The sequence below is a fragment of the Halorubrum sp. DM2 genome, from assembly GCF_901686465.1.
Lineage (GTDB): Archaea > Halobacteriota > Halobacteria > Halobacteriales > Haloferacaceae > Halorubrum.
This window is the reverse complement of sequence record NZ_LR594487.1, coordinates 3,276,314-3,296,951: the sequence shown is the minus strand read 5'-3', so window position 1 is coordinate 3,296,951 and position 20,638 is coordinate 3,276,314. Positions and strand designations below refer to the sequence as shown.

At 70.1% G+C, this 20,638-nt stretch carries 20 protein-coding genes; 6 read left to right on the top strand and 14 right to left on the bottom strand.

Annotated elements, in window-relative coordinates:
- Positions 1-16: 16 nt before the first annotated feature.
- The 3 genes from QOL69_RS16485 to QOL69_RS16475 all read right to left on the bottom strand — a co-directional run bounded on the left by QOL69_RS16485 (position 17) and on the right by QOL69_RS16475 (position 3,380).
- Positions 17-493 carry a hypothetical protein gene (locus QOL69_RS16485; protein WP_283404066.1) on the bottom strand — a complete coding sequence of 159 codons (477 nt, stop codon included), beginning with the start codon at positions 491-493 and terminating at the stop codon, positions 17-19.
- Positions 494-563: 70 nt separating this feature from the next.
- Entirely contained in the window at positions 564-2,315 is a 1,752-nt protein-coding gene (locus tag QOL69_RS16480; RefSeq protein WP_283404065.1) for a DUF2070 family protein, read from the bottom strand.
- Entirely contained in the window at positions 2,316-3,380 is a 1,065-nt protein-coding gene (locus tag QOL69_RS16475) for a glycosyltransferase (protein WP_283404064.1), read from the bottom strand.
- A gap of 260 nt (positions 3,381-3,640) precedes the next feature.
- Here QOL69_RS16475 and QOL69_RS16470 point away from each other — a divergent pair, with 260 nt between their 5' ends.
- The gene (locus QOL69_RS16470) at positions 3,641-5,095 is read left to right on the top strand and encodes an NAD(P)H-hydrate dehydratase (protein WP_283404063.1); all 1,455 of its coding nucleotides are present in this window, start codon (positions 3,641-3,643) and stop codon (positions 5,093-5,095) included.
- A complete protein-coding gene (gene moaC / locus QOL69_RS16465) occupies positions 5,088-5,627 on the top strand; it encodes a cyclic pyranopterin monophosphate synthase MoaC (protein ID WP_283404062.1) in 540 nt (179 codons plus the stop codon). The genes QOL69_RS16470 and moaC overlap by 8 nt, the downstream gene beginning before the upstream one ends.
- Before the next feature lie 56 nt (positions 5,628-5,683).
- On the opposite strand, the gene QOL69_RS16460 is transcribed toward moaC, so the two are convergent.
- Positions 5,684-6,883, bottom strand: a complete 1,200-nt coding sequence (locus QOL69_RS16460; protein ID WP_283404061.1) for a glycine cleavage system aminomethyltransferase GcvT — start codon at positions 6,881-6,883, stop codon at positions 5,684-5,686.
- Between the two features lie 132 nt (positions 6,884-7,015).
- Here QOL69_RS16460 and QOL69_RS16455 point away from each other — a divergent pair, with 132 nt between their 5' ends.
- Positions 7,016-7,678, top strand: coding sequence for a S26 family signal peptidase (locus QOL69_RS16455; RefSeq protein ID WP_283404258.1), 663 nt, complete (start codon positions 7,016-7,018; stop codon positions 7,676-7,678).
- Positions 7,679-7,797: 119 nt separating this feature from the next.
- Here the strand turns inward: QOL69_RS16455 and QOL69_RS16450 are convergent, their stop codons facing one another.
- Entirely contained in the window at positions 7,798-8,181 is a 384-nt protein-coding gene (locus QOL69_RS16450) for a DUF2249 domain-containing protein (RefSeq protein WP_283404060.1), read from the bottom strand.
- Positions 8,182-8,224: 43 nt separating this feature from the next.
- Here QOL69_RS16450 and QOL69_RS16445 point away from each other — a divergent pair, with 43 nt between their 5' ends.
- Positions 8,225-8,965, top strand: coding sequence for a helix-turn-helix domain-containing protein (locus tag QOL69_RS16445; RefSeq protein ID WP_048076638.1), 741 nt, complete (start codon positions 8,225-8,227; stop codon positions 8,963-8,965).
- A 26-nt stretch (positions 8,966-8,991) separates the two neighbouring features.
- On the opposite strand, the gene QOL69_RS16440 is transcribed toward QOL69_RS16445, so the two are convergent.
- The 9 genes from QOL69_RS16440 to QOL69_RS16400 all read right to left on the bottom strand — a co-directional run bounded on the left by QOL69_RS16440 (position 8,992) and on the right by QOL69_RS16400 (position 18,448).
- On the bottom strand, positions 8,992-9,234 hold the full coding sequence (locus QOL69_RS16440) for a hypothetical protein (protein WP_048076639.1): 243 nt from the start codon (positions 9,232-9,234) through the stop codon (positions 8,992-8,994).
- A gap of 68 nt (positions 9,235-9,302) precedes the next feature.
- Positions 9,303-10,322: an ABC transporter permease gene (locus QOL69_RS16435; protein ID WP_283404059.1), complete on the bottom strand. Its 1,020-nt coding sequence runs from the start codon at positions 10,320-10,322 to the stop codon at positions 9,303-9,305.
- Entirely contained in the window at positions 10,319-11,125 is an 807-nt protein-coding gene (locus tag QOL69_RS16430; protein WP_283404058.1) for an ABC transporter ATP-binding protein, read from the bottom strand. Before QOL69_RS16430 ends, QOL69_RS16435 begins: the two co-directional genes overlap by 4 nt.
- Positions 11,122-12,618 (bottom strand): nitrous oxide reductase family maturation protein NosD, encoded by a 1,497-nt coding sequence (gene nosD, locus QOL69_RS16425; protein ID WP_283404057.1) that lies wholly within the window; start codon positions 12,616-12,618, stop codon positions 11,122-11,124. Before nosD ends, QOL69_RS16430 begins: the two co-directional genes overlap by 4 nt.
- Positions 12,608-13,390 (bottom strand): hypothetical protein, encoded by a 783-nt coding sequence (locus QOL69_RS16420; protein WP_283404056.1) that lies wholly within the window; start codon positions 13,388-13,390, stop codon positions 12,608-12,610. Before QOL69_RS16420 ends, nosD begins: the two co-directional genes overlap by 11 nt.
- A gap of 4 nt (positions 13,391-13,394) precedes the next feature.
- Positions 13,395-15,314: a TAT-dependent nitrous-oxide reductase gene (gene nosZ, locus QOL69_RS16415; RefSeq protein WP_283404055.1), complete on the bottom strand. Its 1,920-nt coding sequence runs from the start codon at positions 15,312-15,314 to the stop codon at positions 13,395-13,397.
- A 208-nt stretch (positions 15,315-15,522) separates the two neighbouring features.
- A complete protein-coding gene (locus QOL69_RS16410) occupies positions 15,523-15,921 on the bottom strand; it encodes an OsmC family protein (protein WP_048076640.1) in 399 nt (132 codons plus the stop codon).
- Between the two features lie 106 nt (positions 15,922-16,027).
- The gene (locus QOL69_RS16405) at positions 16,028-17,425 is read right to left on the bottom strand and encodes a sugar porter family MFS transporter (protein ID WP_345782487.1); all 1,398 of its coding nucleotides are present in this window, start codon (positions 17,423-17,425) and stop codon (positions 16,028-16,030) included.
- Positions 17,426-17,725: 300 nt separating this feature from the next.
- Positions 17,726-18,448 carry a metal-dependent hydrolase gene (locus QOL69_RS16400; protein ID WP_283404054.1) on the bottom strand — a complete coding sequence of 241 codons (723 nt, stop codon included), beginning with the start codon at positions 18,446-18,448 and terminating at the stop codon, positions 17,726-17,728.
- 107 nt (positions 18,449-18,555) lie between these two features.
- On the opposite strand from QOL69_RS16400, the gene QOL69_RS16395 reads away from it, so the two are divergent.
- Both QOL69_RS16395 and QOL69_RS16390 read left to right on the top strand, forming a co-directional pair.
- Entirely contained in the window at positions 18,556-19,803 is a 1,248-nt protein-coding gene (locus QOL69_RS16395) for a zinc ribbon domain-containing protein (RefSeq protein WP_283404053.1), read from the top strand.
- Between the two features lie 75 nt (positions 19,804-19,878).
- Positions 19,879-20,622, top strand: a complete 744-nt coding sequence (locus tag QOL69_RS16390) for a fumarylacetoacetate hydrolase family protein (RefSeq protein ID WP_283404052.1) — start codon at positions 19,879-19,881, stop codon at positions 20,620-20,622.
- Positions 20,623-20,638: the final 16 nt, after the last annotated feature.

The window sequence follows — 20,638 nt, the reverse complement described above, 5'->3', positions numbered from 1 at the left end:
CGAGCGTGGCGAGGTGTTACGCGTCGCGTGATCGCTCCGAGCGCTGCCGTAGCCCAGCGCCGAGCGCGTACGCCGCGCTCCCGAGCGTGAGCGCGACGGCCAGCGCGACGACCGGCCCGATCCGGAGCCCGGTGAGCAGTTCGGCGCGCGGCGACAGCCCGACCGCGGACGGCCGCGGGACCGCGTAGCCGCCGTCGCCGAACACGTCGCCGCGGACGAGCGCCGCAAGCGGCGGGACCACGAAGATCCAGCAGGTCGCGGAGAAAGTGGCGGCCCAGCCGGTGAGGAGGCCACTGCGGTGCCGGCCGGCGCGGGCCGCGAGGGCGAGTCCGACCGCGACGAGCGCGAGCCAGATCGGGTACCTACCGACCGTCCGAATCGGTTCCCACGGGAGGGCGACGAGGAGGGACGCGACCGCGACGGCGACCGCGACCGCCCCGAGCGTGCGGCGACCGGGTCGGCCCGTTCCGAGGAGGAGGGCTCTCGTAGACACGTTCACGCGTCACGGCGGACGGACAAAAGCCTCGGGACGGTCGCCGTGCGACGAACTGACTCTTGACCGCTCAGAAGAACAGCCACAACACGAGCAGCGCGTACAGCGCCACCAGCGCGATTATCGTCAGCCGGATGAGGATGTTGACGCTGAACACGAGCCCGTTGTAGTCGTTTTTGAGGAGCTTCACCGGCTCCGTGCGACGACTCGCCAGCCCGACGGTCGCGGGCGCGACGTCGGCGGCGGCGCGGTCGACCGCGCGCTCGATGGCCTCCGTGTCGGACTCGCGGGCGTTCGCCAGCTCGTGGATCGAGGCGTGCGTGTCCGTCGAGAAGGGGATCACGGCGTCGAAGGACTCGCGGTACTCGTCGGCGGTCGCGCGCACGTCCGGCGTGAGCCCGTTCGTGTCGACGCCGATCCACAGGGTCTCCTCTCCGTCCACTTCCTCGACGAACGCCAGCGCGTGCTGGTCCGAGTCCGCCAGCGCGAAGCCGGCGGCGTAGTCGTCGAGGGGGGCCTCGGCGAGCCGGTCGCGGAAGTCGTCGAACCCGCGCTTCAGCCGGTCCGCCCGGTCCGAGCCGTACTGGATCTCCACGTCGGGGCCGTTCTGGATGTCGTGTCTGTGCTGGTCGATCAACAGCACCTCGCCGTGGTCGACATCCCGCATGAACACCCCGGTGTCGTAGTCGTCGATCCCCTCCCCGTGGAGGACGATCACCTCCTTGTCGCCGATCCGACGCCCGTGAAACCGGATGTCCGCGTACCCCTCCCGCTCGCCGTACGACTCGGTCACGAGCCGCGACGCTCGGTCGGTCCGCTCCGGCTCCGCGACCGCGTCGAGGATCCGCTCCGCGTCCGCCGGGTCCGAGAGGTCCTCTTTGTGCGTACACGGGACATGGAGGAAGAAGCCGGCCGACTCCGCCGACGGGTCCGCACCCACTCGGTCGGCGTCTCCGTCGTGAGGACGCTCGCCGGCGTCCACGCTGTCGCCTCGCCCGTCACGGTTTCCGTTGAGCGCGTCGATCAGGTTCCCGCTCAGTTGGCCGCCGCCGAACCCGCCGAGTGGACCGGGGTGGACCCACGGCGCGGCGAGGGTGAGGCGGTCGCCGTTGTCGACCGCGAGCGTCTCCACGAACGGGCGGGCCTCGACGCCCAGGTCGAGCGACTCCCGGTCGTTCCGAAGGAGCCCGGAGGTGAGCGCGAACGCGGAGACGTTCGTGTTGCTCCGGATGAGGTAGTCGACGACGACGAGGACCAAGACGAGGAAGCCCGCCGCGATGCCCAGCGAGGCGAACGCGAACACGTGTCGGTACGTCGAGAAGCCGAACTCGCTGCCGCCCAGCGCGTAGAAGGCGGCGATGAGCGCGGCCGGCTGTGCGAGCGACACGAGGAGGATCCGGTCGGAGCGGTCGATGCCCGTAGAGACGACGAGCACCAGGATGTTGATCAGATACAGCGTGATGAAGCTCAGCCAGATGATGCTCCACGCGTTCCCGACGTCGTTCGCGCCGGAGAGCACCAGCGCGTACACGAACAGCACGAACTGGTTGGTGAGCGCGAGGAAGTAGCTCCACGACCGCGGGTAGCCGTCGAGGACGCGCGGGAACAGTTCGGCGGCGACGAGGAAGGGGAGCAGGAAGATGAGCGCCGCCCCGGGAACGATCTGAGAGGGGCCCGGCTCGAACGGCGTGAAGAGCCAGACCGACGCGAACGTGACGAGGCTGTATACCCCGCTGAGGACGACGAGCGCCGCCGCCTGAACCCGAAGCCGGGGCACGGAGAACACGAGCCGCTGGAAGGCATCGACGTTGTCCGCGCCCATCTACGCGGTCACCCCGTAGATGGACTCGAGTTCGTCTATCGTCTCGGAAATGGAGAACCGCTCGACCGCGGCCCGGGTGTCTCGGTCGCCGTCGAGGCAGTCGCGGACCGCCCGCTCCATGTCATCGAGGTCCCGCAGCGCGAACCGCACGCCGTTCTCGGGACCGATCGTCTCGTCGAACGGGGCCACGTCCGCGGCGGCGACGGGGGTGCCGCAGGCGTTCGCCTCCAGCGTCGAAAGCCCCAGCGTGTCGCAGGTCGAGGCGGTGACGAACACGTCGAGCGCGCCGTAGAAGTCGGAGAGGTCTTCGCGCGGCAGGAAGTCGTGGAACCGGACGTTCGCGGGCGCGTCCGCCTCCAGTTCGGCGCGGACCGGCCCCTCGCCGACCAGCTCGAACCGCAGCTCGGGCAGTCGCTCCGCGAGCCGGAGGATCTCGTCGACGTTCTTCTTGTGGGTCATCCGGCCGCTGTACCCGACTACCGGCGCGTCGGCCGCGGTCGGCCCGCCGTCGGTGGCGAGCGCCGCGACTCGGCCGTCCTCGTTGGGGCGGAAGCGGTCCATCTCGATACCGACCGGGAGCTTGTACGGCTCCACGTCGCGGCGGATCCGCGAGGTCGAGGCCGTGACGCAGTCGAACGCGTTCAAAAAGCGGTTCTCGTAGGCGACGTACGCCTTCCCCGCGAGGGCGGCGAGCCGCTCGGATCTGAGCCCCTGAACGAAGTAGTCTTCGACGGGGGTGTGGTGGGTGTACACCGAGGTCGCGCCGTACCGCTTCGCGTAGCGGAGCCCCATCAGTCCGGTCGACGCGGGGCCGTGACAGTGGACGACGTCGAGGTCGGGAAGCGTCGACAGGCGGCGGTACAGCGGGAAGCGGTACTGCCTGTAGAAGGGGTTCGGCAGCGACCGGACGGGTATCTCGTGGTCGTCCGGATCGTGGCTGCTCGCGGGGTAGACGACGTACACGTCGTGACCCCGCGCTTCGAGACGGTCGCGCCACGCCTGAATGGTGTAGGTGACGCCGTCGATCCCGGGGAAGTAGCTGTCGGTGAAGAAGCCGATGTTCATGGTGGCGTCTGGCGGTCGAGCGGTCGCGGTCGGCCGCGGCAGTCGCGGCGGACCCGGAGTGGAGGGACGGCGCTGGGCGTATCGGCCGCGGAGGACGTGCGCGAGGCGGCCGCGCCGACGAGTAGTGCCGATACCACGGTTATCTGCGGGCTTCACCACCTGACCGCTTCAACATTTTCATTTCCGATCTCACCGTCGGCGTCGCGGTCCGGGTCCGTCGAACCCGCCCGCTTAATCCCCGGGCGCTCGAACCGCCGACCATGATCACGACCGACCGCATGGCGGCCGTCGACGCCAACGCGGCCGCGCTCGGCGTGCCGCGGAAACAGCTGATGGAGTCGTCCGGCAACGCGGTCGCCCGCGAGGTGCGGGCCGTCGCGGACCCGGGCGCGACGGTCGCGCTGGTCTGCGGCCGCGGGAACAACGGCGGCGACGCCCTCGTCGCGGCGCGGTTCCTCGACGCGTACGACGTGACGGTCCACCTGCTCGGTCGCCCCGAGACGATCCGGACCGATATCGCGCGAGAGAACTGGGACGCGCTCCGAAACGCGGAGGTCCCGACGGAGGCGGCGACGGACTCGATGGCGCTCGACCTCGGTGGCGCAGGCGACGACGCCGACGTGATCGTCGACGCGATGCTCGGGTCGGGCGTCTCGGGCGCGCTCCGCGAGCCGGAACGCACGGCGGCCGAGGCGATCAACGCGAGCGACGCGACGGTGGTCGCGGTCGACGTTCCCTCCGGGATCGACGCCGACACCGGCGACCCGACCGGTGGCCCGGGTTCGGTCGCCGTGAACGCCGACCGCGTGGTGACGTTCCACGACGAGAAGCCCGGCCTCGGCGCGCTCGACGCCGCGGTCACCGTCGCCGATATCGGGATCCCGGCCGCGGCGGAGCGGTACACCGGGCCGGGCGACCTCCTCGGACTCGGCCGCGACCCGGACTCGCACAAGGGCGAGAACGGCGAGGTCCTCGTGGTCGGCGGCGGACCGTACGCGGGCGCGCCCACCCTCTCGGCGCTCGCGGCGCTCCGGGCGGGCGCGGACCTCGTCCGCGTGGCCTGTCCCGAGTCGGTCGCGAGCGAGGTTCAGGGGTTCTCGCCGGACCTCATCGTCCGCGCGCTCCCCGGCGACCGCGTCGGTCCGTCGCACGCGGAGCGGATCGCGTCGCTCGCGGTCGGCAGCGACGTCGTCGTCCTCGGCCCGGGACTCGGAGACGACGACGGGACCGAGGCGTTCGTCCGCGAGTTCCTGACGGGGTACGGGGGCCGCGCGGTCGTCGACGCCGACGCGCTCCGCGTCGTCCCCGAGGTCGACACCGACGCCGACCTGATCTGTACGCCGCACCAAGGCGAACTCGTCGACATGGGCGGCGAGACGGCGACGGACCCCGACGAGCGCGCCGAACTGGTCCGCGAGTTCGCGGCCGACCTCGGCCACGCGCTGCTCGTGAAGGGCGCGGTCGACGTGATCTCCGACGGGGACGACGTCCGGCTGAACCGCACCGGGAACCCGGGGATGACGGTCGGCGGGACCGGCGACGCGCTGGCGGGAACGGTCGGCGCGCTGGCGGCCGTGACCGACCCGTTCCGAGCGGCCGCGGTGGGCGCGTACGTCGTCGGGCGCGCCGGCGACGCGGCCGCGGACGCGAACGGGACCGGACTGGTGGCGACGGACTTACCCGACCGGCTGCCGGAGGCGATGCGTAATGAGTGAGGACCCCGAGACCGACGCCGAACCGAACGGCTCGGCCCGTGCGACCGCCGACGGCGACGAACTGACGCACACGACCGCCGACGGCGACGTCCAGATGGTCGACGTCGGCGACAAGCCCGACAGCAGCCGTCGCGCGGTCGCGCGCGGCGAGATACGACTGACGCCGGAGACGATCGCCGCGGTCGAGGCGGACGCGGTCGAGAAGGGCGACGTGCTCGCCACCGCGCGGATCGGGGCGGTTCAGGCCGTGAAACACACGTGGGAGACGATCCCGATGTGTCACCAGATCCCGATCACGAACGTCGACACCGACTTCTCGGTCGGCGACGACCGGATCGAGCTGACGGTCGCGGTCGAGACCACCGGGAAGACGGGCTGTGAAATGGAGGCGCTGGAGGGAGTGACGACAGGACTCAACACGGTCTGGGACATGGTGAAGGCGGCCGAGAAGGACGCGGACGGCGGGTACCCCGACACCGGAATTGCGGGCGTCGAGGTCGTCGAGAAGCGGAAGGAGACGGTCGGCGAGTAGTCGGCTCGGTCTGGAAGACGGCAGCCGGCGGCGACCGACGACGGCCGACGGCGGTCCTACCGGTCGAGGAACGGTGGGATCACGACCTCGGCGCGCTTCTCGTCGCCGCGCACGACGACGCTCACCTCAGTGCCGGCGTCGGCGTACGACTCGTGGAGGTAGCCGAGACCGATCGGCTCGTCGAGGGTCGGACTCATCGTCCCGGAGGTCAGCTTCCCGACGCGCGTGAGGTCGCCGTCGGTGACGGCGTAGCCGCCGCGGGGCACGCCGCGTTCGAGGAGGCGGACGCCGACGAACTTCTCGTCGACGCCCTCCTCCTTCTGGACCTCCAGCGCGTCGCGGCCGACGAACTCCGTGTCGAGTTTGACGACGAAGCCGATCCGCGCCTCGTAGGGGGTGCGGGGCTCCTCCTCCGGGTCGAAGTCCTGCCCGGAGAGGAGATAGCCCATCTCGGTGCGGAGCGTGTCGCGCGCGCCGAGGCCGCACGGCTGCGCCGGGTCGGGACCGTCGACGAACGCGTCCCACACGGCCTCGACGGAGCCGGCCGGACACATCACCTCGAAGCCGTCCTCGCCGGTGTAGCCGGTGCGCGCGACCCAGCTCTCCACGTCCGCGACCGCCGCCGTCGTCGCCTCGAACTTCGACAGCCCGACGACGCGGTCGCGGGGGGTCGCCTCGTCGAGCGCGTCGGCCGCGTCCGGGCCCTGAACCGCGAGCATCGCCCAGTCGTCGGTGACGTTCGCGACGGTCGCGTCGAGGCCCCACTCGTCGCGGTGGTCGACCCATCGGTCGTGGGTCCCTTCGTCGTGGCCCGCGTTCGGCACGAACAGGTACGCGGGGTCGCCGCTCGGCGCGTCGAGGTGGCCTCCGGTCGCGTCGCCGTCGGGGTCCGCGTCGAGGTCCGCGAGCGACGCGGCCGCCTCCCCGGCAGCGGTTCCGTCTGGAAGCCGGTAGACGACGGTGTCGTCGAGCATGACGCCGTCCTCGTTCGTGATCGCGGCGTACTGGGAGTCGCCGGGGTCGAGCGCGCTCACGTCGTTGGTCGTGAGCCGGTTCATCAGTGCTGTCGCGTCCGGGCCGGCGACCTCGATCTCGCCCATGTGCGAGACGTCGAAGACGCCGACCGACTCGCGGACCGCGGCGTGTTCCGTCTGGATGGAGTCGAACTCGACCGGCATCTGCCAGCCGCCGAAGTCGGTGAACTTCGCGCCGCGCGCGTCGTGGGCCCCGTGGAGCGGAGGGAGGCGATCGGTCATACCCGAACCTCTCTCGGACGTACCTAAGGTTTTGTGACATCGGCGGTCGGCGGACGGGAAGAGCGAGTCCTCGGGCGGGACGACGACCGCTCGGCCGACAGCCTCAAGCGGTCGCCGGTCCCCCTACCGGGCGTGAGCAGCCCCCGCCCCGATCGCACCGGTGCGATCGCGCCTGCGGTCGCGATCCTCCTGATCGCGCTCCTGTTCGGCGCGCTCGTCGGGACGTGGCCCCCGTTCGTCGCGGTCGAGAGCGGCAGCATGGCCCCCGGCGTCGAGCGCGGCGACCTCGTCGTCGTCACCGCGACCGACCGGCCGCCGTGGGGCGACCTCGCGACGGCGGCCGACCCCGACGCGCCGACGCGGCTCGGCGGAGCCGGCGACGTGGTCGTGTACACCGTTCCGGGTGCCGGGGGCAGACCGGTGTTCCACCGGTTGGCGTTCCGCGTCTCCGCCGGCGAGGACTGGACGGACCGGGCCGACCCGGCGCTCCTCTCCGGCGACTGCGTCGAGCTCTCGACCTGTCCGGCCCCCTACGACGGGTACGTCACCTACGGCGACGCGAACGACCTGTACGACCAGAGTGCGGGTATCGCCCCGGTCGTCCCCGAGGAGTGGATCGCCGGGAAGGCGCTGTTCGCGGTGCCGAATCTCGGCTGGATCCGGGTCGGCATCGACGCGGCGGCCGCGCGGTACGGCGGGGTCGCGACCGCGGTCGTCCTCGTCGGCTCCGCGGGGCTCGCCGGCGGAGTCGGCGCGCTGCTCTTGGGCCGTCTCCGGCGGAGTACACGACGGTGACCCGAACCGACGACGATGCGGTTCTCGAATAGCCGGCAACGATGGCGGAGGCATTTGTAATCAGAGAACCGTCGCGTCGGGATGTCCGCCGCGGGAATCGTTCCACAACACCCTTTCTGTTACGGGTTCGGCGCGCTGCCCGGAGACGGATCGGTCGCGCCGGGGCCGTCCGACGCCGCCTCCTCGCCCGCCGAGACGCCGCCCTCGCCGTCCGCCGGCCAGATCGCCGTGACGACCGCGTCGGTCGCGTCGGTCTCGACCGCGGCGTACGCAAACCCGCGGTCGTCAAGCCGCGGGAAGAGGAACTGCGGGGCCCGGTCGTTGTACTGGACCAACACGTCGTCGTCGCCGAGGGTCTCGACGCGTTCGAGCGTCTCGCGGAGCGGTTTCGGCGGCCCCAGCTCGCGGACGTCGAGGGGGACCGTCTCCCCGCCCGCGGGAGCGTCCGTCCGCTCGGCCACCGCCCGTTCGATCGCCGCCGGATCGCCGGTCTCGGATGCCATACCCGAAGAGACGGACGCCGGCCCCGGGTCGTTTGTGACGAACATGTTCCGACGGTCGCGGAGCCGAAGGTACTTTCACGCCGGCACCGAACGCACGCGCATGGCACAGGCACGCCTCCGCGTGGACATCCCGGAGGGCCCGTGGGTCGGCGACGTCTCGCGGGAGTTCCCGGACGTGCGGTTTCAGGTGTTGACGGCGACGCCCGACGACGGCGCGGGGTTCGCGCTGGTCCGGATCACCGACGACGACACGGACCCGATCCTCGACGCGATCGCGGACCACAACACGATCACGCACTCCTCGGTGATGGCCGAAGACGACGGGATGGTCACCGTTCAGGTCGAGGCGCTCGTCCCGCTGCTCCAGACCGTCGCCAAGCGGGCGGGGGTTCCCATCGAGATGCCGGTCGAGATCCGCGACGGCGTCGCCCGCGTCGACGTCACGGGCGACCACGAGCGCGTCGCGGAGTTCGGCGACGCGCTCCGCGACGTGGGGGCCGACTTCGAGGTCGAGTACGTCCAACAGCGCGTGAACCCCGGCGGATCGCTCACGGAACGCCAGCGCGAGGTCCTCTTCGAGGCGGTCGACCGCGGCTACTACGACGTGCCCCGGGAGACCACGCTCACCGAGGTGGCTGACCACGTCGGTATCGCCAAATCGACCTGTAGCGAGGTGCTCCAGCGCGTCGAGCGCACCATCGTCCGGGAGTTCGTCGACGACCTCCCGCGCCGCCCCGTCGACTTCGACTCGCCGGACGACGACGGGATCGAGCGGATTCAGTAGGCGGTCAAACTCCGAACTTCTTCCGGTCAGTCCGCTTCCTCCGGTTCCGGCTCCGGCTCGATCCGGAACAGTCGCCAGTAGAGCAGCGCAAGCACCGCGATCACGGTCAGGATTCCGGTCGCGCGGGCGACGGTCGATATCAGAGTCCCGTAGCCGCGGACCGCGGCGGCGACGTCGCCGAGCGCCGCGACTCCGATTCCGAGCAGGAACACGACGACCCAGAGGAGACGACGGACCGATTCGAGTTGTTCGTCCGTTTCGGAGGGCATCGCCACCAGTTCCGACCGTATGTCGGATAACTCCACCGGAGTCGGGAATCACGGACGGTCGACGGCGCTCACAGCCGCCGTCGCCGAACCAGCACGGCCGCGGCGGCGAGGGGGACGACGCACCACGCGACGAGCGCGAGCGACAGCGAGACCGTCGAGAGCCCGCTGCCGGCGAGGACGGCGGTGAACCCGCCGCCGGCCGTCGTGCCCAGTCCGCTCAAGACGAGCACGCGGAACGCGCTCACCGGGTTCGAGAGGACTAGCGCCGACAGCGCGGCGTCCGGCAGTTCGACGGCCGCGACGACGCCGAGCGCGAGCAGGTCGTGGACCAACACGAACCACACCCAGACCAGAAGCGACGCGCCGAGCGCGTGGGTCTTCTCGCTGGCGACGGTCGACAGCAGGATCGCGACCGAGAGGAACGCGGCCCCGACGGCGACCGCGCCGCCGAGGAACCCGAGGAACGCGGACAACGCGCCGATCCCGAACTCGCGGACGATCAGCGCGCCGGTGAAGGCGAACCCGAGGACCGTCGCGCCCGCCAGCACGGTCCCCCGTCCGAGGTACGTCCCGGCGACGACCTCGCTCCGGCGGACCGGCAGCGAGAACACGACCGCGAGCCACCCCTCGTCCTCGCGGCCGACGATCGCGTCGTAGCCCAAGGCGAGCGCCGCGAGCGGGACGAGGTAGGCGGCGAGGCTCGTCAGCGACGCGACGACGCGCTCCGCGCCCGCCGGCCCGACCGCGGAGCCGCTGAACGTCATGATCACCCCGCCGAAGACGACGAACAGCCCGGTCAACGCGAGCGCCCACCGGCTCCGGACCGCCAGCCGGTACTCGGTGACGGCGACGACGAAGACGTGGCGGAGCGCATCGCGCACGCCGTCGCTCGCCTCGGTCTCGGCGGCGTCCGCGGTCGCCTGCGACATCGAGTCCGTCGCCTCGGCGTCCGTGCCGCCGTCGAGCGCGCTCACCGCGGCCGTCGCGTCGGGGTGGCCGCCGTCGGGGCGGGTTCCCTCCCGTTCATCTCTCTTCGCAGCTTCCTCCACTTCTGGCTCCGCTGTCGGTCGCTCAGTCGGGTCACTCATGGTGTCACCTCCTCGCGCTCGGCGCTGGCGTCGCGTGGCCGGTCCCCGACCGCCTCGCGGAACGCGGCGCGGAGACCGCCGTCGGGGTTCGTCTTGTCCGCCGCGTCGCCGTCGCACTCGCCGGGCCCTCCGGTCTCGGAGGTCGCGAGTTCGCCGACGGGGCCCGCCGCGCACACGCGACCGGCGTGGAGGACGGCCGCGCGGTCGCAGAGACGCTCGACCTCGCCGAGCACGTGCGAACAGAACACCACCGTCGCGTCGGTGTCGGTCGCTATCTCCTCGACGATGGCGTGGAACTCGTCGACGCCGCGCGGGTCGAGTCCCGCGGTCGGCTCGTCGAGGATCAAGATGTCGGGGTCGGGCAACAGCACCGTCGCCAGCCCGAGCCGGCGGCACATCCCGTTCGAGTAGCCCGAGACGCGGCGGTCGGCCTCGTCGGGGGTCAGTCCGACCCGTTCGATCGCCTCGGCGGTCCGACCGTCCGTCGGGAGGCCGCGGATCGCCCGGTGAACCCCCAGCACCTCCCGGCCGGTGAGCCCGTCCGGGAAGCCGATGTGTTCCGGAAGGTAGCCGACGCGCTCGCGGACCTGCCGCCCGTTCTCGGTCACGTCGGTGCCGCCGACGGCGACCGTCCCGGTGTCCGGCCGGTCGTGACCGACGAGCAGCCGGAACAGCGTCGATTTGCCGGCCCCGTTGGTGCCGATGATCCCGAACGTCGAGCCGCTCGGGACCGAAAGCGAGAGCCCGTCGAGGGCGGTCACGTCATCGTACGTCTTCCGCACGTCGGTCGCGTCGATTTTCATGGTGTGTCCTCCGTGTCCGCGGTTCGGTTCGCGGCGCGGGCCGTCCCGTCGCCGGTGCGCCCGCCGGCGTTCGCCGTGCCGTCCGGCTCGTACGCCCGCCAGTCGTGGTTCGGCTCGACGAGGGGGTGGCGGTCGATGACGCCGGGCGTCTCGATGACCGGGAAGGAGCTCTCGGCCATCCGCACCGCCTCGAACGCCGGGCTGTCGACGAACGCCGCGGCCTGCGGGTGGTCGGCCACGAGGTTCTCGACAATCCCGACGGGTCGGTGTCGGATCTCGCTGACGCCGTCGCCGTCGCGGTCGGCGACGCGAGCGCCCGACCAGTAGTTGCCGCGGTCGGTGCCGTTCCACGCGGCGAGCGAGTTCCGCACGGTCTCGACGGCTCGGTCGTTGCGGACGAAGCTGTTGCCCGCGACGACCTCGCTCCCGCTCTCGGCGGCGCTGTGGACCCCGATCCCGTTGCGGTAAATCAGGTTGTCGACGAGCCGGTTCCCCTGCGCGTTGTAGAGGTACAGGCCGTTCCGGTTCGCGACGAGGTGGTTACCCGCGATCGTCGAGTCCTCGATGTCCTTGGCCATGATCCCGTGGCCGCTGCTGTCGTCGTTTCGGAGGGCGGTGTTGTTCCGCACCGTCAGCCCCTCGCTCACCATCAGCGCGTAGCCGACGCCGTTGTCGGCCGCGACGTTGTCGACGAGTCGGTTGTCGTCCGAGTACATGTAGTGGACGCCGTACCGCGTGTTCCGGATCGTGTTGTTCTCGGCGAGCACGTCCGCCGCCCACGAGAAGTAGATCCCGTCACGGGCGTCCGCGATCTCGCTGTCGCGGACGACCGTGCCCGTCGTCTCGTACAGGTGGATCCCGTTCCCGCGGTCGGTCCGCGGGAACACCTCCTCGCGGCCGTCGATTCGAACGTCCTCGATGACGGCCTCGTCGGCCGAATCGATCCAGATCCCGTACGCCGTGTCGGTGATCCGGACCGACTCGACCCGGGCGCGGTCCCCGGAGACGAAGACGCCGGCGTCCTCGGTCCCGAGGTCGCTGCCAGAGCCGCGTATCCAGACGCCGGAGACGGTGACGTTCTCGCCGCTCACGGTGAGCACGCGTCCCTCGCCGCCGCCGTCGATCACCGCGCCGCCGTCGCTCGCGACGAGCCGCAGATCGTCGACGCTCGCGTTCACGCGCTCGTCGAACCGCCCGTCGAGGACGACCGTGTCGCCCGGCTCGGCGGCGTCGACCGCCGCCTGCGCCGACGCGAACGACTCTCCGTCGAGCGTCGCGGTCCCGTCGCGGTCGGGCGCGGTCGCGCCCGTCGCGGCCACGTCGGTCGCGACGGTGAGTCCGGAGTCGGTGGCGGCGTTCAGCGTCGCTCCCGCCTCGCTCGCGTCCGCCGCACCCACGCCGGCGGCAGGGACCCCGAGGGCGAGCGCGATCCCGAGCGCCGCGACGACGCAGGCGGCCGCGAGGAAGCCGGCCTCGACGCGGTCATCGGGCATGGTCACCTCCGCCGATGTCGCGATCGGTGGTGGTCGAGTCGGCGTCGTTTTGGCCTCGGTCGCCGCCCTCACCGCTCGCGACCCGTTCGCGGACCGCGCCGGGGAGCGCGACCGCGAGCGCCGGGAGTTCGCTCACGGTCGCCTCGATGTCCCGCGCGAGGTACGCGGTCGCGAGCAGCGCGAGGGCGACGACGGTCATGTACCCCCCGGGACCGAACCACGCGAAGCCGCTGATGTTGGCCACCTCGTAGGCCCCCAGAAGCGGCGGCGTGAACCCCTCGATACCCCGGAGCGGCGCGTCGGGGTCGAGCGAGTGGCCGGCCTGATAGAGCCGGTACTGGATGAACGCGAACATCCCGACGAAGACGGTGATCGTCCCGACGAACTGCGCGGTGAGTCCGGCCTTCAGCTTGCGGACAGTCGGCGCGAACGCGACGAACGCGCCGGTCAGCGCCAGCCCGACGAACACGACCGGACCGAGCAGCCACTCGGGGACGTCGATGGCCGCCGCCGCCACCTCGTAGTTCGGGTCGATGAACACCGGATCGGGGTAGTAGAACCCTGCGTACTTGTTGAGTCCCTGTACCTCGGCGAAGTCGCCGCCCAGACGCGGGTAGGCGTACAGCTCGATGAGCAGCTCCTGACCGGGGTACTGCGGTGCCGTGAGCGTGATCTGCCACATCGGGACCAACAGCGCGCCGACGAGCAGCGCCGCCGCTGCCAGCGGGAGCGCGCGTCGGATCTCGGTCAGCCGCGCGAGCGACGAGCGCATGGCGTTATTCCTCCGGTTTGACGATGAGCCGCGAGCGCATCTCCAAGTGCAGCGCGCTGCAGAAGTGCGCGCAGTAGATCCAGTAGACGCCCGGCTCGTCCGCGGTGAACGTCGCCTTGCGCGTCTCCTGCGGGGCGATCCGCATGTGGACATCGTGGTCCGGGATCGCCACCGAGTGGAGCATGTCGCTCGTGGTCTCGATGTTCGTCACCTGCATCTCGACCTCGTCGCCCTCCTGGACGACCATCTCCTGGAACCCGTAGTGGTTCCGGGTCGAGTACATCTCGATCTCGACGCGGTCGTCGCCGACCCGCTCCATCGACGACTCGCCCTCGGCCGTGTGGCTGAGTTCGAGGTCCTCGGGGTCGTAGACCGCCTTCGGGTCGAGCTTCGATTTGTGACAGATCGACGCGTCGTGCGGCTCGGCCTGCGCCGGCGAGTCCTTCACCAGCTCCATCCCGTTCTCGTCGTCGCCGATGTAGATCAGCTGGTCGTTCTCCGGGTGCTGCGGACCGACCGGGAGGAACCGGTCCTTCGAGAGCTTGTTCAGCGAGATGAGCCAGTCGCCCGCCGGGTCCTCCGTGTACGACTCCGCGGCGATGAGGTGGCCGGGGTTGTAGTGCACGTCGATCTTCTCTATCACCGGGCTCTCGGAGCGCGGCTCGGCGTTGACCGCCTCCTCGATGTCCCACTTGACGACCTGCGAGTCGATGAACAGCGTCGTGTACGCGTGGCCCCGCCCGTCGTAGGCGGTGTGGAGCGGCCCGAGACCGAGCTTCGGCTGGCCGACGATGGCGTCGGTCGGGTCGTCGACCTCGTCGATCTTGTCGATGTCGATGATCGACGCGGTCGGGTCGAGCTTCCCGCTGACGATCACGTACTCGTTGTCCGGGGTGACGCTGACTCCGTGCGGGCTCTTCGGCGTCGGGATGTAGGTGACGATAGGTTCGTCGCCTTGGTTGAGCGGGCTGTCCTTCCGCCCGTCGACGACCGGCACCTCGTTTATCGTCTCGTAGTTGCCGGCCTCGACGGCCGCCTCGATCCGGGGGATATCGAACGCCTTCACGTCGTCGCGGTCGGCGCGGGTCATCCCCGACTCGGTCGCGGCCTCCTCGGTGTTGTACGCGCTCGTGAAGAAGTACCGACCCTCCTTGCTCCCGTCGCCGTTGTCCATGTTGCCGTCGATGAGGACCTCCCACTCGACGTTCATCGACTCGGGGTTGATCGCGGCGAGCACGGAGCCGTAGGAGTCCGGATCTTCGAGGTTCCCGCTCCCGTCGTTGGGGATCGGCGTCCGGAACTCGCCGACGCCGAAGATGAGGTCGGTGTCGGGCAGCTGGGCGCACGCGCCGTGGGTCCCCTGCTGGTTCGGGATGTCGACGATGGCGTCCGTCTCGAAGTACGTCAGGTCGATCCGGGCCATCCGACCGTTCGCCTTGTCGTTGACGTACGCGAACCGGCCGTCGTAGTCGCCGTCGGTCTGGCTGATCCGCGGGTGGTGGGTGTCGCCCCACGAGTAGCCGCCGGCGTCTTCGAGCATCTGCTTGCTCTCGTCGTCGAACCCGTAGCCGCGCGAGGCGTCCGGGTTGAACACCGGGATCCGGATGAGTTCGCGCATCGACGGGAGCCCGTACACGCGGACGTCGCCGGCCTGCCCGCCGGACAGCAGCGCGTAGTACTCGTCGTGTTCGCCCGGCGGGACGGAGTTGTCGACGCCGCTCGCCGAGGCCGTTCCGTCGACGCCGTCGTCCTCGTTCAGCAGGCTGGAACAGCCCGCCAGCCCGCTGATCCCGCCGACCGCAGCGCCGGCCTTCATGAAGTCGCGGCGACGGACGCCGGGGAGCAGCGAGTCGAACCCGTCGGTCGAGCCGGTCGTCTGGTTGCCCGATTCCGCGTCCGTGGACCGCTGTGTGTCATTTGACATTGGTGAATCCGCGAGCGGCGATTCCCTCGCGACAGGCGGACGTTGCGGGCTCCGGTATAAATCACGTCAAGCGGCTCCCTGTGCGGTAGGAAGCGCGCGAACACGTTCGGCGATCGGTATCGGCGTTTCGAGGACGTGAGAACGCGGATCCGGTACTGCCGCAGGAAAAGGGTCAAAAACGAACCGTTCGCGGAATCGGCGGCCCGGCTCAGAACGCGCCGGGGTAGACGCTGATGTCGGCGTGGAGTCCCTCGCGGAGCGCGCTGTGGACGTGACAGATGCCCTCAGCGCGCTCGGCGACATCGGCGGCGGTCTCGTCGTCGAGGTCGGCCTCGACGTGGACGTCGAAGGCGATCGATTCGAGGTCGTCGTCGTCGTCCAGTTCGGCGCTCGCGTCGATCTGGATCTTGCCGAGCTCTTCCTCGCCGCGCTGGCTCCCGCCGACGCGGAACGCCGGGAGGTAACAGGAGGCGTACGTCGCGACGAGCGTCGCGTTCGGGTTCGGCCCCGTCTCGTCTGTCGCGTCGATCCGGAGGTCGAACTCGCCGACCTGACTGGTGCTGGCGTACCCTTCCTCGGAAACCGTGGATGTCTCGATGTCTGCCATAGTCGAGTGTCGGTTCGGTCGCGCGCGGATAAAGGTTATCGGCATCGGCACGGCGAAACCGCACCGAAAGGCGGCGTGACGCCCGCCGACTCGCGTCGGCGACGCGTCAGTCGTCGCCGCGAGCGCCGCCGACCGCTCCGGTCCCCTTTCGGAGGTCCGCCTCGATCGCCTCCAGCGTCCGCCCGTTCGTCTCGGGGACGGTGCGGTAGGTGAACAGTAGCGCGACGACGCTACAGGCTCCGAACAGCCAGAACGTCATCGGCGTGCCGATCCCGTCGAGCAGCACGGGGAACGACAGCGCCACCACGAGGTTCGCGAGCCAGTTGGCGACCGTCACGAGTCCCATCGCGCTCCCGCGGACGGCGAGCGGGTAGATCTCGGAGATGAGGAGCCAGAACACCGGCCCGAGTCCGATGGCGAAGAACGCGACGAACGACACGAGCGTGAGCGTCGCCAGCCACCCCATCCCGCCGGTCGGGTCGGCGAACTGGAAGACGAGGCCGGCGACGGCCAGCGACCCGATCATCCCGCCGGTCCCGACGAGCAGGAGCGGGCGGCGACCCACGCGGTCGACGAGGAGGATCGCGACCACCGTCATGACGACGTTGACGGTCCCGATGGCGACCGACGCGAGGATCGACTGCGAGCTGCCGAACGCGGTCGACTCTAGGATCGTCGGGGCGTAGTACATCACGGCGTTGATCCCGGTGATCTGCTGGAAGACGGCGAGCCCCAGCCCGACGATCAGCGCCGGACGCATCCACGGGCTAAGCAGGTCCCGCACCCCGTTCCCGGACTGCGCCTCGACCGTCGCTTCGATCTCCGACAGCTCCGACTCGATGTCACCGTCTCGCGTGCGACGCAGCACCGCGCGGGCCTCGTCGGTCCGGCCCTGCTCGTAGAGCCACCGCGGGCTCTCGGGCATCCGGACCATCCCGATCGCGAGCACGACGGCGGGAACCATCCCCGCGCCGAGCATGATCCGCCACGACCCGGAGCCGGAGAAGGCGTAGTTGACGAAGTACGACGAGAGGATCCCCACGGTGACCATCAGCTGGTTCAGGGACGTGAGGCCGCCGCGGACGGAGGGCGGCGCGATCTCGGAGATGTACAGCGGACCGACGATCGACGCGAACCCGATGGCGATCCCGTCGATCATCCGCCCCGCGACGAGCACCTCGACGGTCGGCGCGACCGCCATGAGGAACGAGCCGAGGAAGAACACCCCGGCCGAGAGCAAGATGAACCGCTTGCGACCGACGCGGTCGGAAATCTGTCCGCCGACGGCCGCGCCGGCGGCCGCCCCGACCATCGCGCCGCTGACGACGATCCCCTCCACCAAGGGACTCAGCTCGAAGGTGGTGTCGATGAAGAGGATGGCTCCGGAGATGATCCCCGTGTCGAACCCGAACAGAAGGCCGTTGAGCGCCGCGAGCGCGGAGACGACGTACACGAACCGCCCGCCTTCCCCGCGGATCACAGCCCGCATATCTGCGGTTGACATGGTGTGCCAATTCGGCGCTAACCATCTTTCATTTAGAAGGCTTCTGATTTATTATTAATTTAAATACATACAATATATTTCTACCAATTTAGTCGCACAAAATCTACTCACCCAGAAATAATATTTATTCGGAGTCGAATAGTATTCTGTCTCGTCAGTCAGGAACTCTCGCCTTCGACGCCGGAACGCAATCCGTCCGCGGACCTCCCGCTCGTCGGCCACGCTCTCGCCGAAGAAAGATCGTCACCGGTGTGGAACCGGCGGGGCGTCGTCTCGGGCGGTTCCGCGTCGCGGGTCGCGCTACTCCAGCGTGTACGTCTCGTCGCCGTCGAGGACGACGGGTTCGGCGGCAGCGCCCGCGGCCTTGACCTCGTTGACGAACTCGCGGGTCTCTATCTCGATCGGTCCGAACGAGTCGTAGTGCATCGGGAAGACCACGTCGGCCCCCACCCAGTCGGCGGCGATGCCGGCCCCCGCGGGTCCCATCGTGAAGTGGTCGCCGGCGGGCAGGGCGGCCGCGTCGGGTTCGAGGTACGGCGCGATCACGTCGACCATCTCGGACATCAGGCCCGTGTCGCCGGCGTGGTAGAACGTGGTACAGTCGGCGTCTGACTCCTGAGTCGGCTTCTTGTCGCCGATGACGAACCCGGCCGGCATCCCGGCGGAGGTGCCGTACCCGTTGTCGATGCCGTTCGAGTGGTCCGCGCGGACCATCGTCACCCACGCGTCGCCGCACTCGGCGGTCCCGCCGATGTTCATTCCGGCGGCCGGGAGCGTGTGTTCGTGGCCGAAGTTCTCTTGGACGTAGCTGGTCAGCTCCGGAGTCGCGACCACCGTCGCGCCTTCGAACCGGTCGGCGTCCGCGATGTGGTCGGAGTGTCCGTGGGTCAAGAGCAGGTAGTCGGGGTCGAGCTCCTCGGGGTCGACGTCGGTCTTCGGGTTGTCGAAGAACGGGTCGATGAGCAGCTCCGTGTCCTCGACGACGACGTGCCACGTGGAGTGGCCGTGCCAGGTGAGTTCCATGGTTCGGGTACAACGTCTCGGCGAGCGGTAATAAAACTCGACACCGCGGAGCCGCGTCGGCGGTCGGCGAAAGCAATTAACCGCGCCGAGCGCGAACTACGGGGCGAATGCCCTCCGAGACCAGCGACCCGGACGGTCCCTCCGCCGCGTGCCCCGCCTGCGGGGACCCGGTGCCGGCCGGGGCGAGCTTCTGTCCCGACTGCGGTGCCGACCTCGGCGACCCGGGCGACCCCGCGTACTGCCCGGAGTGCGGCGAGGCGTTCGACGACGACGACCGGTTCTGCTCGAACTGCGGCGCGTCGCGGCCGGGCGGAGGAGCGACGGCGGTCGGATCGGGTCGGTCGCACACCCGATCCGACCGGTCGGGCGAGATCGATTCCGCCCGGTCGAGCGGAACCGACTCCGCCCGTCCGGCCGCCTCGGCGTCGACCCCGGAAGAGAGCTCCCGCGCCTTCCGCCGCCGGGTTCAGGATCACCTCGACGCCGGGTGGGAGATCGAGCGGGACGACGGCGACCGCGTCGTCCTCGTCGACAGGGGGATCGGCTCCGTCGGTCTCCACCTCCTCCTGTTCATCTTCACCAGCGGCATCGGAAACCTGCTGTACGGCTGGTGGCACTACTCCAAGCTGGCCGAGCGCCGTCGGCTCGTTCGCGGCGACGAGACCCCCGCCCGCGCCCCCTCCAGCCACGAGTCCGCGGAACGAGTGGAGAAAGTCACCGCGTACCTCCTGACGGCGTTACTCCTGCTTATCGGCGGCTTCATCGCGTTCTTCGGATCCGTGACCGGCTCGCTGCCCGTGGCCCTGATCGCGCTCGCGTTCGCCGGACTCGGCTTGGGTATCGCCCCGCCAGTTCGCAGTCGGCTGGACCGCCGCCACGGGATCACGAAGTTCGGCCGACGGAAGACGGTGGACCACCGGATCGTCCGCCCGCCCGAGACCGTCGAGGACACCTGCGTCGTCTGTGGCGAGGCGTTCGAGCGCGGCCTCGTGCGGCGGCGGCGCGACGAGACGGTCGTCGCCGGCGTTCCGGTCCGCACCCACTCGATCCGTCACAACCACTACTGCGCCGACTGCGCGCGCTCGGAGGTGTTCGGCGGCGACGACGTCGGGGAACTGTCGCTCGACGAACTCGCGGACGACGCGGCGCTCGAAGCGGAACTGACCGGCGACGAGACGTTCGACGCCGACGCGAGCGACGAGGAGACGCTCACCCCCGACACGAGCGACGAGGGATCGTTCGACAGCGGCGCGACCGACGACGCCGAGACGCTCGACGGCGACGCGAGCGACGAGGAGCCGACGGGAGAGACGACGGGTACGTCGGTCCGCGAGGCGACCGACTCGACCGAGTGAGCCGGCGGGGGACGGTCGCTCCCGTCGCTTGCCTCTCCGGGAACCCTTTTCGGGCGGCCGGCCGATCGCTTCCGTATGTACCGCGCACGGTTCCGCGACCCGGCCGGATCGATCCGCGACGGCGAGTACGACCCGGCGACCGACACGGTCGCCTTCGGCGGCGACGAGTACGCCCTCGACGACCCGGACATCGACGTGCTCGCGCCGAGCGACCCCTCGAAGATCGTCTGTATCGGGCGCAACTACGCCGACCACGCCGAGGAGCTGGGCAACGACGTGCCCGACCGCCCGCTGCTCTTCCTCAAACCGCCGAACGCGGTAGCGAGCCACGGCGACACCGTGACCGTCCCGGCCGGGAAAGAGCGGATCGACTGGGAGGCGGAGTTCGCGGTCGTGATCGGCGAACAGTGTAAGGCGGTCGACGCCGCCGACGCGATGGACGTCGTCGCCGGGTTCACCTGTATGAACGACGTGTCGAACCGCGAGGACCAGAACAAGGAACAGAACTGGGTGCGCGGGAAGGCGTTCGACGGCGCGGCCCCGCTCGGCCCCGTCCTCGCGACGCCCGACGAGGTGCCCGCCGACGCGAGCGTCGAGCTCCGGGTCAACGGCGAGACGAAGCAGTCCAGCGACCGCGAACACATGATCTTCGACGTACCGACGCTGATCGAGGAGATCACGACGTACCTCACGCTCGAACCCGGCGACGTGATCGCGACTGGCACTCCCGAGGGCGTCGGTGCCCTCGCCGACGGCGACACCGTCGAGGTGGAGATCGAGGGCGTCGGCACCCTCGAACACGACGTATGCGTGCCCTGACGCGGTCCGTTTCGAC

What these genes read in the sequence shown, in the direction of transcription:
- QOL69_RS16480 (WP_283404065.1), bottom strand. Translation starts at nt 2,315, where the DNA reads ATGGGCGCGGACAACGTCGATGCCTTCCAGCGGCTCGTGTTCTCCGTG.
- QOL69_RS16475 (WP_283404064.1), bottom strand. Translation starts at nt 3,380, where the DNA reads ATGAACATCGGCTTCTTCACCGACAGCTACTTCCCCGGGATCGACGGC.
- QOL69_RS16470 (WP_283404063.1), top strand. Translation starts at nt 3,641, where the DNA reads ATGATCACGACCGACCGCATGGCGGCCGTCGACGCCAACGCGGCCGCG.
- moaC (WP_283404062.1), top strand. Translation starts at nt 5,088, where the DNA reads ATGAGTGAGGACCCCGAGACCGACGCCGAACCGAACGGCTCGGCCCGT.
- QOL69_RS16460 (WP_283404061.1), bottom strand. Translation starts at nt 6,883, where the DNA reads ATGACCGATCGCCTCCCTCCGCTCCACGGGGCCCACGACGCGCGCGGC.
- QOL69_RS16450 (WP_283404060.1), bottom strand. Translation starts at nt 8,181, where the DNA reads ATGGCATCCGAGACCGGCGATCCGGCGGCGATCGAACGGGCGGTGGCC.
- QOL69_RS16445 (WP_048076638.1), top strand. Translation starts at nt 8,225, where the DNA reads ATGTTCCGACGGTCGCGGAGCCGAAGGTACTTTCACGCCGGCACCGAA.
- QOL69_RS16440 (WP_048076639.1), bottom strand. Translation starts at nt 9,234, where the DNA reads ATGCCCTCCGAAACGGACGAACAACTCGAATCGGTCCGTCGTCTCCTC.
- QOL69_RS16435 (WP_283404059.1), bottom strand. Translation starts at nt 10,322, where the DNA reads ATGAGTGACCCGACTGAGCGACCGACAGCGGAGCCAGAAGTGGAGGAA.
- QOL69_RS16430 (WP_283404058.1), bottom strand. Translation starts at nt 11,125, where the DNA reads ATGAAAATCGACGCGACCGACGTGCGGAAGACGTACGATGACGTGACC.
- nosD (WP_283404057.1), bottom strand. Translation starts at nt 12,618, where the DNA reads ATGCCCGATGACCGCGTCGAGGCCGGCTTCCTCGCGGCCGCCTGCGTC.
- QOL69_RS16420 (WP_283404056.1), bottom strand. Translation starts at nt 13,390, where the DNA reads ATGCGCTCGTCGCTCGCGCGGCTGACCGAGATCCGACGCGCGCTCCCG.
- nosZ (WP_283404055.1), bottom strand. Translation starts at nt 15,314, where the DNA reads ATGTCAAATGACACACAGCGGTCCACGGACGCGGAATCGGGCAACCAG.
- QOL69_RS16410 (WP_048076640.1), bottom strand. Translation starts at nt 15,921, where the DNA reads ATGGCAGACATCGAGACATCCACGGTTTCCGAGGAAGGGTACGCCAGC.
- QOL69_RS16405 (WP_345782487.1), bottom strand. Translation starts at nt 17,425, where the DNA reads ATGTCAACCGCAGATATGCGGGCTGTGATCCGCGGGGAAGGCGGGCGG.
- QOL69_RS16400 (WP_283404054.1), bottom strand. Translation starts at nt 18,448, where the DNA reads ATGGAACTCACCTGGCACGGCCACTCCACGTGGCACGTCGTCGTCGAG.
- QOL69_RS16395 (WP_283404053.1), top strand. Translation starts at nt 18,556, where the DNA reads ATGCCCTCCGAGACCAGCGACCCGGACGGTCCCTCCGCCGCGTGCCCC.
- QOL69_RS16390 (WP_283404052.1), top strand. Translation starts at nt 19,879, where the DNA reads ATGTACCGCGCACGGTTCCGCGACCCGGCCGGATCGATCCGCGACGGC.